This window comes from Sinomonas sp. R1AF57 (genome assembly GCF_002224485.1).
Classification (GTDB): Bacteria; Actinomycetota; Actinomycetes; order Actinomycetales; family Micrococcaceae; genus Sinomonas; species Sinomonas flava.
The window spans coordinates 3567245-3584103 of record NZ_CP022463.1 but is presented as its reverse complement, the minus strand read 5'-3'; the positions used below and the strand labels follow the sequence as shown (position 1 = coordinate 3584103).

General features: G+C 72.2%; 16 protein-coding genes. 14 read left to right on the top strand and 2 right to left on the bottom strand.

The window, feature by feature from the left end:
• Positions 1 to 98 precede the first annotated feature (98 nt).
• Both CGQ25_RS16565 and CGQ25_RS16560 read left to right on the top strand, forming a co-directional pair.
• Entirely contained in the window at positions 99 to 1466 is a 1368-nt protein-coding gene (locus CGQ25_RS16565; RefSeq protein ID WP_208710922.1) for an MFS transporter, read from the top strand.
• Positions 1467 to 1523: 57 nt separating this feature from the next.
• Positions 1524 to 4388, top strand: coding sequence for a LuxR family transcriptional regulator (locus CGQ25_RS16560; RefSeq protein ID WP_208710921.1), 2865 nt, complete (start codon positions 1524 to 1526; stop codon positions 4386 to 4388).
• 62 nt (positions 4389 to 4450) lie between these two features.
• Here CGQ25_RS16560 and CGQ25_RS16555 read toward each other — a convergent pair whose 3' ends face one another.
• Positions 4451 to 4954 (bottom strand): Gmad2 immunoglobulin-like domain-containing protein, encoded by a 504-nt coding sequence (locus CGQ25_RS16555; RefSeq protein WP_208710920.1) that lies wholly within the window; start codon positions 4952 to 4954, stop codon positions 4451 to 4453.
• Between the two features lie 75 nt (positions 4955 to 5029).
• Here CGQ25_RS16555 and CGQ25_RS16550 point away from each other — a divergent pair, with 75 nt between their 5' ends.
• Together CGQ25_RS16550 and CGQ25_RS16545 are read left to right on the top strand one after the other, a co-directional pair.
• Positions 5030 to 5344 (top strand): helix-turn-helix transcriptional regulator, encoded by a 315-nt coding sequence (locus CGQ25_RS16550; RefSeq protein WP_208710919.1) that lies wholly within the window; start codon positions 5030 to 5032, stop codon positions 5342 to 5344.
• A complete protein-coding gene (locus CGQ25_RS16545; protein WP_208710918.1) occupies positions 5341 to 5781 on the top strand; it encodes an SRPBCC domain-containing protein in 441 nt (146 codons plus the stop codon). Before CGQ25_RS16550 ends, CGQ25_RS16545 begins: the two co-directional genes overlap by 4 nt.
• Here the strand turns inward: CGQ25_RS16545 and CGQ25_RS16540 are convergent.
• Positions 5778 to 6440 (bottom strand): response regulator transcription factor, encoded by a 663-nt coding sequence (locus CGQ25_RS16540; RefSeq protein WP_208710917.1) that lies wholly within the window; start codon positions 6438 to 6440, stop codon positions 5778 to 5780. The genes CGQ25_RS16545 and CGQ25_RS16540 overlap by 4 nt on opposite strands.
• A gap of 75 nt (positions 6441 to 6515) precedes the next feature.
• Here CGQ25_RS16540 and CGQ25_RS16535 point away from each other — a divergent pair, with 75 nt between their 5' ends.
• The 10 genes from CGQ25_RS16535 (at position 6516) to CGQ25_RS16490 (ending at position 16859) form a co-directional block, all read left to right on the top strand.
• Positions 6516 to 6722 carry a hypothetical protein gene (locus CGQ25_RS16535; protein WP_208710916.1) on the top strand — a complete coding sequence of 69 codons (207 nt, stop codon included), beginning with the start codon at positions 6516 to 6518 and terminating at the stop codon, positions 6720 to 6722.
• Positions 6719 to 6955, top strand: a complete 237-nt coding sequence (locus CGQ25_RS16530; RefSeq protein WP_208710915.1) for a hypothetical protein — start codon at positions 6719 to 6721, stop codon at positions 6953 to 6955. Before CGQ25_RS16535 ends, CGQ25_RS16530 begins: the two co-directional genes overlap by 4 nt.
• A gap of 106 nt (positions 6956 to 7061) precedes the next feature.
• Complete coding sequence (gene mltG, locus CGQ25_RS16525; RefSeq protein ID WP_369802248.1) at positions 7062 to 8261, top strand: endolytic transglycosylase MltG; 1200 nt, start codon at positions 7062 to 7064, stop codon at positions 8259 to 8261.
• A gap of 173 nt (positions 8262 to 8434) precedes the next feature.
• Positions 8435 to 9958 (top strand): aldehyde dehydrogenase, encoded by a 1524-nt coding sequence (gene adh / locus CGQ25_RS16520; RefSeq protein WP_208710913.1) that lies wholly within the window; start codon positions 8435 to 8437, stop codon positions 9956 to 9958.
• Positions 9959 to 10157: 199 nt separating this feature from the next.
• Positions 10158 to 11186, top strand: coding sequence for an alcohol dehydrogenase AdhP (adhP, locus tag CGQ25_RS16515; RefSeq protein WP_208710912.1), 1029 nt, complete (start codon positions 10158 to 10160; stop codon positions 11184 to 11186).
• On the top strand, positions 11186 to 11590 hold the full coding sequence (locus tag CGQ25_RS16510) for a DUF779 domain-containing protein (protein WP_369802247.1): 405 nt from the start codon (positions 11186 to 11188) through the stop codon (positions 11588 to 11590). Before adhP ends, CGQ25_RS16510 begins: the two co-directional genes overlap by 1 nt.
• A 147-nt stretch (positions 11591 to 11737) precedes the next feature.
• Positions 11738 to 14446 (top strand): HAD-IC family P-type ATPase, encoded by a 2709-nt coding sequence (locus tag CGQ25_RS16505; RefSeq protein WP_208710911.1) that lies wholly within the window; start codon positions 11738 to 11740, stop codon positions 14444 to 14446.
• 87 nt (positions 14447 to 14533) lie between these two features.
• Positions 14534 to 15205 (top strand): GTP cyclohydrolase II, encoded by a 672-nt coding sequence (gene ribA, locus CGQ25_RS16500; protein WP_208710910.1) that lies wholly within the window; start codon positions 14534 to 14536, stop codon positions 15203 to 15205.
• A complete protein-coding gene (gene ribD, locus CGQ25_RS16495) occupies positions 15202 to 15696 on the top strand; it encodes a bifunctional diaminohydroxyphosphoribosylaminopyrimidine deaminase/5-amino-6-(5-phosphoribosylamino)uracil reductase RibD (RefSeq protein WP_369802246.1) in 495 nt (164 codons plus the stop codon). Before ribA ends, ribD begins: the two co-directional genes overlap by 4 nt.
• Before the next feature lie 113 nt (positions 15697 to 15809).
• Complete coding sequence (locus CGQ25_RS16490; RefSeq protein ID WP_208710909.1) at positions 15810 to 16859, top strand: glucose 1-dehydrogenase; 1050 nt, start codon at positions 15810 to 15812, stop codon at positions 16857 to 16859.

Sequence of the window (16859 nt, the reverse complement as noted above, 5' to 3'; positions counted from 1 at the left end):
GGGGCGGTTTCGGATCACCCCTGTGTGATCAGCGTCACCCAGCACCACCACCAGCAGTTGTCCAGCTCCAGATCCCAGCACAGACATCGGAGTCTTGCATGTCATCTTCAGCATTGGCTGCGCCCTCGCAGCGACAGCGCACCACCCTGGTGTGGGTCGTCGCCCTCGGTGCGGCGGCCCTCACCTTCGACGGCTATGACCTCGTCGTGTACGGCACGGTCGTCTCGGGCCTCCTCCGCGACCCGAGCCAGATCGGCCAGCTCGATCCCGCCACCGCCGGCGCCCTCGGCAGCTACGCGCTCATCGGCGTCATGGTCGGCGCGCTCGCGAGCGGAGCGATCGGCGACTTCGTGGGCCGCCGCAAGGTCATGCTCCTGGCCCTCGCCTGGTTCTCGGTCGGCATGGCCGCGACCGCCCTGACCACGAGCGTCACCCTGTTCGGCGCGTTCCGGTTCTTCACCGGCATCGGCGTGGGGGCCCTCGTGGCCACTGCCGGCGCCATCGTCGCCGAATTCGCGCCCAAGAACCGGCGCAACCTCTGCAACGCCATCGTCTACTCCGGCGTCCCCGCCGGCGGCGTGCTCGCCTCACTCCTCGCACTCGGGTTCGGCAACGGGCTCGACTGGCGCCCCCTGTTCTGGATCGGGGCCGTCCCGCTCGTCACGATCCTCCCGCTCGCGCTCGCCAAGCTGCCCGAGTCGCCCATGTGGCTGCTCTCGCGGGGCCGGCGCGAGGAGGCCGAGGAGCTCAGCCGCCGGACCGGCGTCGTGCTCCCCGAGACGAGCCGGCCGCCGGCCGCCGCCGCCGGCGCCCCGCGCGAGCGCGCCGGGTTCGCCGGGCTGGCCACGCGCCGCTTCGCCCTCCCGACGGCGCTGCTCGGGCTCATGAGCTTCGCCGGGCTCCTGCTGACGTACGGGCTCAACACGTGGCTGCCCGAGATCATGGGCCAGTACGGGTTCGGGAAGGCGTACTCGCTGACGTTCCTGCTCGTGCTCAACGCGGCCGCGATCGTGGGCGGGCTCGTCGCCGCGGCGACCGTGGACCGCACCGGGCCCAAGCGGATCATCGCCGGCACGTTCGCGCTCGCCGCCCTCGCCCTCGTGCTGCTGACGTTCCACATGCCGTTCGCGGTGCTCCTGACGGCCGTCGGTGTGGCCGGGGTCGGCACGATCGGCACGCAGGTGCTCGTGTACGGGTTCGTCTCGAACTTCTACACGACGCAGACCCGCGCGGCCGGAGTCGCGTGGTGCGCCGGGTTCGGGCGGCTCGGCGGCATCCTCGGCCCGCTGGCCGGGGGGCTTCTGCTCTCGGCGGGCGTGACCGGCCAGGCCGCATTCTGGATCTTCGCGGTCGTCGCGCTGCTCGGCGCGGTGGTCACCGCCCTCGTCCCGCGGCCGGCGGCGCACGAGGAGGCGCTCGGCGCGGCCCCGGCGCACGACGGCGAGGCGGAGCCGGCGCTGCAGTGAGCTCGCCGAAGGCGGGGCAATGATGCGCGTCACGTCGGCGGGGGATACGGTCGAGGCATGCTGAATCCCCACGACGGCGTGGTCGCGCGCGCCCAGGAGCTGTCCGAACTGGATGCGCTCCTGGGCGCTGCCGCGTCCGCGGGCCCGCAGTGCGTCATCGTCGAGGGACCGTCCGGCATCGGCAAGACCGCCCTGTGCGAGGCGTTCGCCGCGCTCCACCCCGACCTCCCGGTGCGCCGCGCGGAGGGCACGCCGTGGGAGCGGGGGCTGCGAGGCGGCATCCTTGCCCAGCTCGGGGTCGCGTCGCCGCCGGGCTCCGGCCGGCTGGATGAGGAGGGCTCCGGGGCCGAGGCGTGGGGGCCCGACGGCGACCAGCCCGCGTGGCTGCCCGCCGGCCGCGCCGCGGGGGAGTGGCTCGCGGGGCTGACGGGGGACGGCGCTCCGGCGGAAGGCGGCCCCGCCCTCATCGTGCTCGACGGCCTCGAGGACGCCGACGAGCTCTCCCTCGAAGCCCTCGCCTTCGCCCTCCGCCGGCTCCGCGGCCCCGTCCTGGTCCTCGCCGCATGCGGGCCAGCCGGGACACGCCCGGCCAGCCCCGCCGCCCAGTTCGCCGGCGCCGTCCGGGCCCGGCGCCTCCGGCTCGGCCCCCTCACGCACGAGGCCCTGCGCGAACTCGCGCTCGCGCGCGCCGGCGTGGACCTGGGACCGGATGCCGTCCAGGCGCTATGGCGCGCGACGGGCGGGAACCCGGGGCTCGCCCTCGAGGCGCTCGCGGACGGAGCGGAGGCCCTCGGGGCGGAGACGCTCGCAGCAGAGGGGCCGCGCGCCGTCGTGCGCTCTGTTGCCGAGCGTGCGGAGGCCGCGCTCGCGGGGCTCCCCGCGCCGTCGCGCGCCCTGGTCGAGGCGGTGAGCGTGCTCGGGGGCACCCCGAGCGCCGCTGCGGCCGCGCAGCTCGCGCGGCTCCCCGAAGGCGATGCGGAGGCCCTGCTCGCCGCCGCCGACGCCGCGTGGGCGGCCGGGCTGCTCGAGTGCCGCACCGTCGCCGGAAGCCTCCAGGTCACGATCCGCGACCCGCTGGTCCGCGACGCGGTGCACGCCGGCCTCGGCCCGCTGCGGCGGTCGACGCTCCACGCGCGCGCCGCCGAGCTCTCCGAATCGACCCGGGACAGGGTCCGCCACCTTGTCGCCGCTGCGGCGATGCCCGACGGCGACCTCGCCGCCGCCGTGGACGCCCTCGCCGAGGCGGAGGCGGCCAAGGGCGACTGGGGGGCCGCGGCGGATGCACTCGTCGCTGCCGCACGGCTCCACGTCGACCCGGCGCTGCGCGAGGACCGTCTTGTGCGGGCGGCGGAGGCGATGATCGGGGCCGGAGACCTGACCCGGGCCGCGCCGCTCGCCCGGCAGATCGAGTCGCTGCCGCAGGGCGCCGAGCGCGACGCCGCGCTCGCCTACCACGCCATCCACACCGGGCAGGCGCGCCGGGCCGGTGCCCTCCTCGCGCGGGCCTGGGAGACGCGGCCGCCCACGGCCCCCGCCGACCTGTCCGCACGCATCGCGCAGTACCGGGTCCTTGACGCCCTCGGGAACTGGGACGGGGAGGCCATGCTGGCCTGGACGGAGACCGCCGTGCGGATTGCCGGCCCCGACAGCACCGCCGGGATCGAGGCCCGCGCGATGCTCGGGCTCGCCCTCGGCCTCATGGGGCGCCACGAGGAGGCGCGGCGGGCGTACGACGAGCTCTCGTCCTCCGCGCACCTTGGGGGACGCGACCAGCGGCTCCGCCTCGGCCGGGGATGGGTCGCGCTCGCCGTCGACGACATGGACACGGCGCGGCTCGAGCTCCGCGCCGCGATCCCGCCGGCACGGCGCCCCGGCTCGCTGCGCATCGCGCTCTGGGCGCACGCGTGGCTCGCCCGCGCCGAGTTCGCCGTGGGCCGCTGGGACGACGCGCTCGCGACGGCGCGTGCCGGGCTCGCGCTCAACGACCCCGTGGGGATCAGCCTCGTCGAGCCCGTGCTGCGCCTGACCGCCGCCCAGGTCTGCGCCCTGAGGGGCCAGGCCGCCGAGGCCGCGGAACACAGCCAGCACGCCCAGGCGGGACCCGAGGCCTACCCCGTCATGCGGCTCAGCGGCGCGATGGCGGCCGCGGCCGTGGCCGAGAGCGCCGGAGACTACGCCGCAGTGCTGCGCGCCTTCGACCCCATCGTGCACATGGACCGTACGCCGTGGGTCGACGAGCCCGGATTCTGGCCCTGGCAGGACGTCTACGCCAACGCGCTCGTGATGGCCGGCGAGCTCGACCGCGCCGACGCCTTCCTGGCGCCGCTCGAGGAGGCCGCGCGCGGCGCCGGGCACCGCAGCACGACGGCGCGGCTCGGCTCCGTCCGCGGGCGGCTGCTCGGGGCGCAGGGCCGGCTGGACGAGGCCGTGGCGGTGTTCGAGGAGTCGCTGGCCGCGATCGAGGGGCTGCCGCTGCCCTGGGGCGCCGCAAGGGTGCGGTTCGCCTACGGGCAGACGCTGCGCCGGGCCGGGCGGCGCCGTGACGCGAGCGGCGTCCTCGCCGCGGCCAGGGACGCGTTCGCCGTCCTGGGCGCGAGCGTCTACGTGGCACGGTGCGAGCGCGAGCTGCAGGCTGCCGGGACCGGAGTGTTCCGGTCCCGTGCCGGTTCCCGTGCCGACTCCGAGGAGACGCGGGTGCATGCACCGGTTCCGGCGCCCGCGGCATTCACCGCCCAGGAGGAGGCCGTCGCCCGGCTCGTGGCAGGCGGTCGCAGCAACCGGGAGGCGGCACGCGAGCTGTTCGTGTCCGTCAAGACTGTGCAGTACCACCTCACCCGGATCTACGCGAAGCTCGGGATTGGCTCACGGTCGGAGCTCGCGGCCGTGTACCGCGGGGGAGCGGCGGAGGAGGAGGCGCTGTGAGGGGAGGGGTTGGCGAGGGGAGCGGGTCGCGCAGGAGCGTCCCCGCGGTCCGACCCGCCCCGTCACGCCAGCGGGACCCGCAGCGCCAGGCCCGGATAGATCACGTCCGGGTCGAAGAGGATGTCCCGGTTCGCGGTGAAGATGAGCCCGTACTTGCCCCCGTCGCCGTAGTACTGCTGCGCGATCCCGGAGAGGGTGTCACCGTCGGCGACAGTGTGCAGCGAGAACCCGGAGTAGGTGCCGCCCATGAGCTGCCGCCCGAAGGTCACCGGCACCGTGACGGACGCGTCGTTCTCGGCCAGGCCGCTCGGGTTGGCCCCCTGGACCGTCACGGTGCCCTCCGGCGTCGTGGGCGTGCCGAGCCCGAACGCGGCGTGGAAAAGCGAGAAGCCGTTGCCTCCGCCCAAAAGGTGCGATTCGGCGACGACGTGACCGCCGGCGTCGCGCACGATCACCGAGCCATAGACCCCCTCGAAGGCGGAGCCCAGGCCCGCCACGACCACTTGGGCGCCCAGGATGTCGAAGGGGAGGGGAGTGCGGAGGCTGATCTGCGGCAGGATCGACATGGCACCAGTGTCGGCGGTCGCCCGAACGCTGTCACCGGCTTGATCTGTCGGATGTTTCCGACGTATTGTGGGCCCATGCTCACCGACGTCTTCGGTGCCCTCGCGAACTCCGCGCGGCGCACCGTCCTCGACGCGCTCCGCGCCGGGCCGAGGACGGCGGGAGAGCTCACCGGGCTGCTCGACCTCAGCCGCTCCGCCGCCTCAGAGCACCTCGCGGTCCTCCGCGACGCCGGGCTGGTCCGAGAGGAGCGTCGCGGGCGCAATCGCGTCTACCACCTCCAGGCTGCGGGCCTCCTCGAGGTGCGGGACTGGGTGGAGCATTTCGAGCACTACTGGGGCGAGCGCCTCGACGCGCTGGCCGACCTTCTGGAAGAGGAGAGAACCCCATGACCGAGACCGCTCCCGCCGAGACCGCTCCCGCCGAGAACGCGATCCGCCTCGAGCGGCGGTTCGACCACCCGCCGGCCGCCGTGTGGGCTGCGCTCACGACGCCGGAACTCCTCGCGCGCTGGTGGGCGCCGGGAGACATCGCCCCCGTCGTCGGCCACCGCTTCACCATGGACATGGCCGAATGGGGCCAGCAGAAGTGCGAGGTCCTCGCCGTCGAGCCCGGCGTGTCCATCCGCTTCACCTTCGCCGAAGGCATGCTGGACACGATCATCACGTGGAGCCTCGAAGCGGTCGACGGCGGCACCCTCCTCACGCTCGAACACGCCGGGTTCCGCCTCGACACCCCTCTGGGCGCCCGTGCGATCGAAGGCATGGGCAACGGCTGGCCGGGCGTCCTGTCCCGGATCGACCGCGTGCTGGGCGGGCAAGCGGATTAGCGCGAGGCGTCTTCCGGCTCGCTCAGCCGGATCCGCGCACGATCCGGCCGGAAGCCGTGCTCGACGCCCCACAGGATGGCCTGTGGCCGGTTCGCCGCTCCGATCCGGCGGTAGCAGCTGCGGATGAACGTCTTGACCGAGTTGATCGATAGATGGGTGAGGTCCGCGATCTCGAGGTTGCTGAGCCCCTGCGTGATGAGCGCGAGGATCTCGGCCTCGCGCTGGGTGAGCCCTTCCTCCCGGCCGGGCCAGTCCCCGCCCACCACCTTCGCCGACCCATGGGCCGCGGCGACCGCCCCGAGCTCTCCGCGGTGCACGGCGTGCAGGGCGGTCGTGAGCTCCTTCGCGGTCAGGCCCTTGGACAGGTAGGCGCTGGCGCCGTTGGCGAGTGCGGCGGAGACCAGATCGGAGTCGAGGTTCCACGAGTAGACCACCACTTTGCCTGCCAGCGGATTCGCTGCAAGCCGCCGCACATCCTCGGCATCGCCCTGGGGCGCCGCGAAGGTGTCGTAGAGCGTGATGTCGACCGGCTGGCCCACGTCCCTGTTGAGATCCAGCTCGACGACATGCAGCGAGTCGCGATAGGACCGGAGCATGGCAGCCAACCCCTGGACGACAACCTCGTAGTCGTTGACGAGAGCAACGCGCAGAGCACCCACAGGTCTACTGTAGAACCCGCCGCCTCACCCCTCCGGGTGAAGACAGGGCTGTCTACCCACCCGTAGGCTCAAGGCATGTCCTCGACATCAGCGAAATCCGAGCGCGCCACTGTGCGGGAGCTCATCGTCCAGCTTGCCCAGGTCGAAGACGCCATGCGCCACACGGGCAGCGACGCTCCGAACGGGGCAGCGGCGGCCCTCGCCGCGCAGGAACAGGCCATCGTCCAGGCGCTGCACGAACACGGCCTGCCGTTCCACGCCCAAGGCGTGGAACACGCATGAGCCGATCCGACGTGCAGATGGTCATCGTCAGGGAGCGCGGCAATGAGATCCACGGGTATGCCGTAGCGTCCGGCGGCGGCCGCGTCTACGTTGTCTGGGAGGTCGCGTCTGGCCGACGCCGCCAGCGCGGCTTCCGTGCCGAGCATGTCTTCGTGCCGGGAACCGAGCTTCCCTGGAGGGGCCTGCCGATCCCGCCCGACCAGCTCGAGGGCCCCCACCGGATCCGCCGCTGACCGCGCTCCCTTTCGTTTCACCGAGCGAACGAAAGGGTACTTTCCCAGAGACCGTGTGGCGGGGCCATGCCCGCCGCGCCGCATCAGGGACAGGAGCTCGGACACCGTGATCACCTCAGGGGGTCAAGACCAGCAGTCTTCGGCCCACGCGCCGACGGCAGTGGGCATCGGCGGACTCCTGGCCGCGCAGGAGGAGACGCCAGAGCCTGGCGCCCATCCGGTCGCCGGCGGGGGAGGCCGGGGAGGCCCGCGGCGCCGTCGTCCGCTCCGGACCGCAGCCATCGCCATGGGCGTCGTCATAGCGCTCGTGGTAGCCGGCTCAGTTCTCGTTGCGCTGGTCCTGCGCTCCGCCCTTGGGATGGACAAGGTCGCCGACTACCCGGGCCCCGGAACCGACCCGGTCACGGTCACGGTCCAACAGGGCGATGCCCTCGCCACGGTCGCCAAGGAACTGCAGGAGCAGGGCGTGGTCGCGGACGCCGACACCTTCGTCCGCGCATTCGGAGACACCGGCGGAAAGGTCCACCCCGGCGACTTCACCTTCAAGAAGGAGATGAAGGCGTCGGACGCCGCGCAGGTCCTCGCAGGCGACGGCGCTAAGGTCATGTACTTCGCGCTGAGCGCCGGACTGCGCATCAACGAGTCGCTCGACGCGATCGCCAGGTCTGCGGGCGTCGACAGGAAGGAGCTCGACTCGCTGAACAGCCAGCCTTCCCAGTTCGGGCTCCCGTCACAGGCCAAGACCCTCGAGGGCTATCTGGCACCGGGTGAGTACCGCTTCCCAGTGGGGACGCCGGCGAAGGACATCCTCGCCTCGCTCGTCTCGGCGACCCTCGACGAGCTCAAGCAGGCCGGCGTCACCGACCCGGCGAAGCAGTACGAGGTGCTGACGGTCGCGAGCATCGTCCAGGCCGAGGGCGGCCGGGCCGACTACGGGAATGTTGCCGGAGCCATTGAGAACCGCCTCAAGCCGAACGATGAGACCAAGGGCCTCATCCAGTCCGACGCCACGGTGACGTACGGTCTCGGCACGAAGACCGTCCAGCTCACCGAGGAACAGAAGGCGGACGCGAACAACCCGTACAACACCTACGTCCACGGCGGGCTCCCGCCGGGCCCCATCGGCTCGCCGGGATCGAAGGCGGTGGCCGCGGCAGCACACCCGACGGCGAACGACTACCTGTTCTGGGTGACCGTCAACCTCGACACCGGCGAGACGAAGTTCGCGAAGACGTACGCGGAGCACCAGACCTACGTGGAGCAGTACCAGCAGTGGTGCACGGCGAATCCCGGAAAGTGCAAGTGAGGCCGCCGGCGCGGCATTCCCGCGCCCGGCCCGCGCAACGCCCGCTGTGACGCCCGCCACACCCGTGCAACCAGTCCGCAACCTCCCCGCTCCTACGCTCAGTGCAACGCCGGTCCACCGGCCACCTCGGCCGGCACCACCGGCCACAGGCACAGAGACAAGGGAGTTTCGCCATGACCGTCTACGCATTCCCGGGCACGGAAGGCAGCAAGGTCACCTTCAAGGACCGCTACGAGAACTACATCGGCGGCGAATGGGTCGCTCCGGTGGGCGGCGAGTACTTCGAGAACGTCACCCCGGTCACCGGCAAGGTGTTCTGCGAGGTCGCGCGCTCGCAGGCGGCGGACATCGAGCTCGCCCTCGACGCCGCCCACAAGGCCGCCCCGGGCTGGGGCAAGACCAGCGTCGCTGAGCGCGCGCTCATCCTGCACCGCATCGCGGACCGCATCGAGGAGAACCTCGAGACCCTCGCCGTCGCCGAGACCTGGGACAACGGCAAGCCCGTCCGCGAGACCCTGGCCGCGGACCTGCCGCTCGCCGTGGACCACTTCCGCTACTACGCCGGCGCGATCCGCGCCCAGGAGGGCTCGCTCTCCCAGATCGACGAGAACACCACCGCGTACCACTTCCACGAGCCGCTCGGCGTGGTCGGGCAGATCATCCCGTGGAACTTCCCGCTCCTGATGGCCACGTGGAAGCTGGCCCCCGCGCTCGCCGCGGGCAACGCCGTCGTGCTCAAGCCCGCCGAGCAGACGCCGGCGAGCGTCCTGGTCCTGGCCGAGATCATCGGCGACCTCCTCCCGGCCGGAGTGCTGAACATCGTCAACGGCTTCGGCGTCGAGGCCGGCAAGCCGCTCGCCTCCTCCCCGCGCATCCGCAAGATCGCCTTCACCGGCGAGACCACCACGGGCCGGCTCATCATGCAGTACGCGTCCCAGAACCTCATCCCCGTCACGCTCGAGCTCGGCGGGAAGAGCCCGAACATCTTCTTCGACGACATCGCCGCCAAGGATGACGCGTTCTACGACAAGGCGCAGGAAGGCTTCACCCTCTTCGCGCTCAACCAGGGCGAGGTCTGCACCTGCCCGTCCCGCGCCCTGGTCCAGGAGGGCATCTACGAGCGATTCCTGGGCGACGTCGTCGAACGCACCAAGAAGATCAAGCAGGGCAACCCGCTCGACACCGAGACGATGATCGGCGCGCAGGCCTCCAACGACCAGCTCGAGAAGATCCTGAGCTACATCGAGATCGGCAAGGCCGAGGGTGCCAAGGTCCTCACCGGCGGCAAGCGCGCCGAGCTGCCCGGCGAGCTCGCGGGCGGCTACTACGTCGAGCCCACGGTGTTCGAGGGCAACAACAGGATGCGCATCTTCCAGGAGGAGATCTTCGGCCCGGTCGTCTCGGTCACGAGCTTCTCGGACTACGAGGAGGCCCTCGAGATCGCCAACGACACCCTCTACGGCCTCGGCGCCGGCGTCTGGTCCCGCGACGGCAACACCGCCTACCGTGCCGGCCGCGACATCCAGGCCGGGCGCGTGTGGGTGAACAACTACCACGCGTACCCCGCGCACGCCGCGTTCGGCGGGTACAAGTCCTCCGGCATCGGCCGCGAGACCCACCTCATGATGCTCGAGCACTACCAGCAGACCAAGAACCTGCTCGTCTCCTACGCGGAGTCCAAGCTCGGCTTCTTCTAGAGCGCACGGCGGTTGAGCGGAGCCCAATCCTCCGGGGTTTCGACTCCGCTCAACCACCGGCTCCGCTCAACCACCGGCTCCGCTCAACCGCCGGTTCCGCTCAACCGCCGGCTCCGCTCAACCACCGGGGTTTCGACTCCGCTCAATCACCGGGGTTTCGACTCCGCTCAACCACCGCAACATGCAAGGGAGCATGACCATGACCACGACCAGCACCTTCAAGGCCGCCGTCGTCCACACGTTCGGCGACGAGCTCACTGTCGACGAGCTGCAGATCCCCACCCCCGGCCCCGGCCAGGCGCTCGTGAAGCTCATCTCGAGCGGCGTCTGCCACACCGACCTCCACGCGGCCCAGGGCGACTGGCCCGTCAAGCCCAAGCTGCCGCTCGTCCCGGGCCACGAGGGCGTCGGCACGGTCGTCTCCGTCGGCGAGGGCGTCACGGACGTGAAGGAGGGCGACCTCATCGGCAACGCGTGGCTGTGGAGCGCCTGCGGCACCTGCGAGTACTGCCGCACCGGCTGGGAGACGCTGTGCGAGTCGCAGCAGAACGGCGGCTACGGCGTGGACGGCTCGTTCGGCGAGTACATGCTGGTGGACACGAAGTTCGCCGCCCGCATCCCCGAGGGCTCGGACCCGTACGAGGTCGCCCCGGTCCTGTGCGCCGGCGTCACCGTGTACAAGGGTCTCAAGCAGACCGAGGTCCGCCCGGGCGAGTGGGTCGTCATCTCCGGCATCGGCGGCCTCGGGCACATCGCGGTGCAGTACGCCGTCGCGATGGGCATGCGCGTCGCGGCCGTGGACGTCGCGGACGAGAAGCTCGCGCTCGCGAAGAAGCACGGCGCCGAGGTCACCGTCAACGCGTTCGCCGAGGACCCGGCCGAGGCCATCCAGAAGGCCACCGGCGGCGCCCACGGCGTCCTCGTCACCGCCGTGCACCCGGCCGCGTTCGGCCAGGCCATCGGCATGACCCGCCGCGGCGGAACCATCGTCTTCAACGGCCTGCCCCCGGGCGACTTCCCGGCCCCGATCTTCGACATCGTGCTCAAGGGCCTCACGATCCGCGGCTCGATCGTGGGCACGCGGCAGGACCTCGAGGAGGCGCTCGACTTCTACGCCCGCGGCCTCATCCACCCCACGTTCCACACGCGGGAGCTGGAGGAGATCAACCAGGTCTTCGACGAGATGCACCACGCCAAGATCGACGGCCGCGTGGTCATCAAGTACTGATGACCGGTTCCATGGGCCACGCGCTGCAGGCCCGGCCGGTGCGCCCGGGGGAGGACTTCTCCCGGGTCGCACTGACCGAGCCGGCCCTGAACCTGCTGGAGACGCTCTGGGAGCGGCACGGGCCGCTCATGTTCCACCAGTCCGGCGGGTGCTGCGACGGGTCCGCGCCCATGTGCTACCCCGCCGGTGACTTCCTCACGGGCGACGCCGACGAGCTCCTCGGGCTCTTCGACCTCCCTGGGCGGGGCGAGCTCGGGTTCTGGATGTCGAAGGAGCAGTTCTCGTACTGGTCCCACACGCACCTCACGGTGGACGTGGTGACGGGGCGGGGGAGCGGCTTCTCCCTCGAGGCACCCGAGGGGAAGCGCTTCCTGATCCGCAGCGAGATCCTGGACGTGCCGTAGGCGCGTTCCTTCCTGCTCGCATTGACTCCCACCAGGCGGCGTGTCGTACACGACACGCCGCCTGGCCGTGCCAGCCCCCGGCCAGTGTGGGCAGGATCGCACGCGCCCTCCTTTGACACCCCTCGCGGGCCGGGCGAAGCTGGCCGCGTGAGCGAGAACCATCACGGCCTGAGCGTGCATGAGGTGGTCCTGCTCCTCGAGACCGACCCGCGCGATGGCCTCGACGATTCCGAGGTCGCCCGCCGCCGCGGGCAGTTCGGCGAGAACCGCCTCCCCGGGGCCCGGGGCAACGGGACCCTGCGGCGGGTGTGGGGCCAGGTCAACAACCCGCTGATCTACGTGCTCCTGGCCGCCGGGGCGGTGACCACGTACCTCGGCGAGGCCGTGGACGCGACGGTGATCTTCGGCGTCGTGCTCGTGAACATGGTGGTGGGATTCATCCAGGAGTCCCGCGCCGAGTCCGCGCTCGACGCCCTCCGCACCATGGTGACGACCCCCGCGACCGTGGTGCGCGCGGGCCGGCGGCAGACCGTGCCCTCCGAGGACCTCGTGCCGGGCGACCTCCTCCTGCTCGAGGCGGGGGACCGCGTGCCCGCGGACGCGCGCCTCGTGGCCCACGCCGAGCTGCGCGTCGACGAGTCGGCGCTGACGGGCGAGTCCGAGCCCGTCACCAAGAACGAGACCGTCCTGCCCATCCCCACCCCGGTGGCCGACCGCAGCAACATGGTCTACAGCGGCACCCTCGTCACCGCGGGCACGGGTGCAGCGGTCACGGTCAAGACGGGCGCCGAGACGGAGATCGGCCAGATCCACCGGCTCGTCGGCTCGGTCCGCGGCGTCGAGACCCCGCTGACGCAGAAGCTCGCCCGCTTCAGCGCGTTCCTGACCGTCGCGATCCTGGCGCTCGCGGCGCTGACGTTCGTGGTCGGAGTGGTGCGCGGCGAGCATCCCGCGGACATGTTCACGGCTGCGGTCGCGCTCGCCGTGGGCGCCATCCCCGAGGGCCTGCAGGCCGCGGTCACGGTCACGCTCGCGATCGGCGTGAGCCGGATGGCCCGCCGCCGCGCAGTGGTGCGCCGACTGCCGGTCGTCGAGACGCTCGGCAGCACCACCGTGATCTGCTCCGACAAGACCGGCACCTTCACCGAGAACCAGATGACCGTGCTCCACGTCTGGACGCCCAGCGGCTCCTACGCCGCCACCGGGACGGGCTACACCCCCGAGGGCCAGCTCCTCGACGCGTCCGGGCGGCCCGTGGACCTCGCAGCGCACGACGCCGGCGGCCCGCTCCGCGCCGCACTCGTCGCCGGGGCGGTGTGCGGCGACGCGACGCTGGCCCTGCACGACGGCGGCTGGCGCGCCTCGGGCGACCCGACCGAGATCGCGATGGTGGTCGCGGCGGCGAAGGCGGGTGTCACGCGCGAGGAGTTCGAGGGAACCCACCCGCGCGCTGCGTCGGTGCCGTTCAGCTCAGAGCGGCAGTTCATGGCCACCGCCCACCACGACCCGGCCGGGGGCGGCGGCATCGTGTTCGCGAAGGGCTCCGTGGAGAGCATCCTGCGCCTGTGCTCGGGCCGGCTCGGGGCGGACGGCGCCGTCCAGCCGCTGGACCCGGAGGCAGTGCACGCCGTCGCCGCCGGGCGAGCAGGCGAGGGGCTGCGCGTCCTCGCGACCGCGGTGCGACGGCAGGGCGACGCCGTGCTCGATGAGGCCTTCCTGCCCGAATCCATGCTCCTGACCGGCATGGTGGCCATGCAGGACCCGCCCCGCACCGCCGTCGCCCCGGCCGTGCGCGCGTGCCGGGAGGCCGGGATCACGGTCAAGATGATCACCGGTGACCACGCGGCGACCGCGGCCGCCATCGCCCACCGGGTGGGCCTGCTCGACGGCGAGCCCGGCCATGCCGCCGGGCAGGGCCTTGTCCTCAACGGCCCCGCGCTCGAGGCGCTCGAGGGCGCGGACTACGACCGCGCCGTCGAGCGTGCCAGGGTCTTCGCCCGGGTGTCCCCCGAGCAGAAGCTCAGGCTCATCGCCTCGATGCAGTCCCAGGGGAACGTCGTGGCGATGACGGGCGACGGCGTCAACGACGCCCCCGCGCTGCGGCAGGCCGACATCGGGATCGCCATGGGACGCGGCGGGACCGAGGTGGCCAAGGAGGCCGCCGACATGGTGCTGACCGACGACGACTTCTCCACGATCGAGGCCGCGGTCGAGGAGGGCCGCGGGGTCTTCGACAACCTCACGAAGTTCATCGTGTGGACCCTCCCGACCAACATGGCGGAGGGCCTCGTGATCCTCGTGGCCATCCTGCTCGGGACCACGCTGCCGATCCTCCCGACCCAGATCCTGTGGATCAACATGACCACGGCCGTGGCCCTGGGGCTCATGCTCGCGTTCGAGCCCAAGGAGCCCGGCATCATGACGCGGCAGCCGCGCGAGCCGGACCGTCCGCTGCTGACGTGGCCGCTCCTGCGGCGCACCGGCCTCGTCTCGGCGCTCCTCCTCGCCGGAGCGTGGGCCGGGTTCCACTGGGCGCTGGGGCAGGGCGCCTCCGACGCCGAGGCCCGCACCCTCGCGGTGAACCTGTTCGTCGCGGTCGAGGCGGTCTACCTCTTCGGCTGCCGGTCGCTGCGCCGGTTCGGGCAGCCGGGCGGGCCGTTCAGCAACCGGTGGCTCATCCTCGGGGCCGCGGTGCAGGCCGTCGCGCAGCTCGCGCTGACGTACGTGCCGGCGATGAACACGCTCTTCCAGACCGCGCCGATCGGCTGGCAGGCCTGGCTCGCAATCCTCGCGGCCGCAGTGGCGACGGGCGTCGTGGTCGCCGCGGACAAGAGGGTGGGCTCGGGCGAGTTCTGAGACGTCGACGTCACGAACAACGCCAATGCTTGATGCCTCAACCAATCCGCCGTAGGATTGATTGAAGATTCAAGCATTGGAGAGTCCATGTCCCAGCCCGCCGCCCCGCACGGTTCCGCCGCCGCCGTCCGCACCCGCGTCCGCGTCCCACTGCGCTTCCCCGACGGCTACCAGACCACTGCCGACGTCTTCACGTTCCACGGCCTTGCCGACGGCAAGGAGCACCTGCTCCTCGGCCTCGGCGGCTGGGAGGCGCATGACGCCGCGGCCCCCGTCCCGCTCGTCCGCCCCCACAGCGAGTGCCTCACCGGGGACGTGTTCGGCTCCCAGCGCTGCGACTGCGGGCCCCAGCTCCGCGAGGCCGCCGAGCGCATCACCGAGGCCGGCGGCTTCCTCCTCTACCTCCGCCAGGAGGGCCGGGGGATCGGGCTGTACTCCAAGCTCGACGCCTATGCGCTCCAGGACGCCGGCCTCGACACCTACGAGGCCAACACTGCGCTCGGCCACGGCGAGGACGAGCGCGACTACACGGCCGCCGCCCAGATGCTCGCCGCGGTGGGAGTCGGGCAGATCCGCCTGCTCTCCAACAATCCGGACAAGGCTGACCAGCTCGAGCGGCTGGGCGTCGCGGTCGCGGAGCGTGTCCCCACGGGCGTCCACGTCTCGGCATCCAACGTCCGCTACCTCGCCGCGAAGCGGGACCACACTTCCCACAGCATCGACCTCGACGCAGCCTTCTCCCTGGGGGTGACCGCGTGACCGAGGTCCTGTCCCCGCCCGAGGCCGCGGCCGGCGTCGTGCGCTACAGCGAGGAGGAGGCGATGCGGCGCGCGCTGCAGCTCGCCGCGACCCCGGGCGTCCCGCTCGGCCCGAACCCGCGCGTGGGCTGCGTGCTGCTGACGCACGACGGCGAGCTGGTCGCCGAGGGCTTCCACCGCGGCGCCGGGACGGCCCACGCCGAGGCGGACGCGCTCGCACGGGCCGGCGAGGCGGCCCGCGGCACGATCGCACTCGTCACGCTCGAACCGTGCAACCACACCGGACGCACGGGACCCTGCGCCCAGGCGCTCATCGCGGCGGGCGTGGACCGCGTGGTGTACGCGCTCTCCGACCCGAACCCGCTCGCCCGGGGCGGTGCCCAGACGCTCCGCGCCGCCGGGATCGGCGTCGAGGGCGGCCTGCTCGAGGCCGAGGCGCGCCAGGTCAACGCGCGCTGGCTCGAGGGCATCCTGCACCCCGCTTCGGCCTGACTCGGCCGCGCCGCCTGCGCGGAGGCTGGGAATGCGTTTCACCGCACCCCACGCAGGGGAAGGCGTGAGCGTCCGCAAGAGGTGCGAGCGCGATCGTGTGCGAGGTGAATCTGGTGAAGGCATTGGGTGTGACGCCGGGCGTGAAGGACTCCCTGGAACTGCTCGAGATGGACGAGCCTGCGGAGTCGGAAGGGGAGGTCCTGGTCGAGACCCTCGCGGTCGGCCTCTGCGGGACGGACAAGGAGATCGTCTCCGCCCAGTACGGCGAGGCCCCCCCGGGGGCCAAACACCTGGTCCTCGGCCACGAGAACCTCGGCCGGGTCGTCTCGTCCCCCGAAGGCTCGGGCCTGGCCGAGGGAGACCTCGTCGTCGGGATCGTGCGGCGCCCCGACCCGGTGCCGTGCGAGGCCTGCGCCGCGGGGCAGTGGGACATGTGCCGCAACGGCAAGTACACCGAGCATGGCATCAAGGGGCTGAATGGGTTCGCGCGCGAACGCTACCGGGCCGACGCCGATGCGCTCGTGAAGCTGGACCGGGGCCTCGAGCAGATCGGCGTCCTCCTCGAGCCCACGACCATCGTCGCCAAGGCGTGGCAGCACGCCGAGGCCATCGGCAAGCGCGCGTTCTACGATCCGAAGGTCGCCGTGGTGACCGGCGCCGGGCCGGTTGGGCTGCTGGCCGCGCTGCTCGCCACACAGCGTGGGCTCGAGGTCCACGTCTACGACCGGGTGACCGACGGCCCCAAGCCGGACCTCGTCCGGGACCTCGGCGCGACCTACCACACGGACTCGCTCACGGATTCGGGCGTCCGCGCGGACGTGCTCATCGAGTGCACCGGCGTCCCCTCCGTGGTGATGGAGACGATCACGGAGCACGCGCTCGACGCCATCACGTGCCTCACCGGCGTCTCCTCGATCGGGAAGACGCTGCCCGTGGACGTAGGGGCGGCCAACCGGGAGGCCGTCCTGGGCAACGACGTCGTCTTCGGCTCGGTCAACGCGAACCGCAGCCACTACGAGGCCGCCGCCGCGGCCCTGGCGAAGGCCGACGCCGACTGGCTGGCTCGCCTGATCACGCGGCGGGTGCCGCTCGTCGACTTCGCGCAGGCCTTCGACCACCAGGAGCATGACGTCAAGGTGGTCCTGGACCTCAAGGCGGCCTGA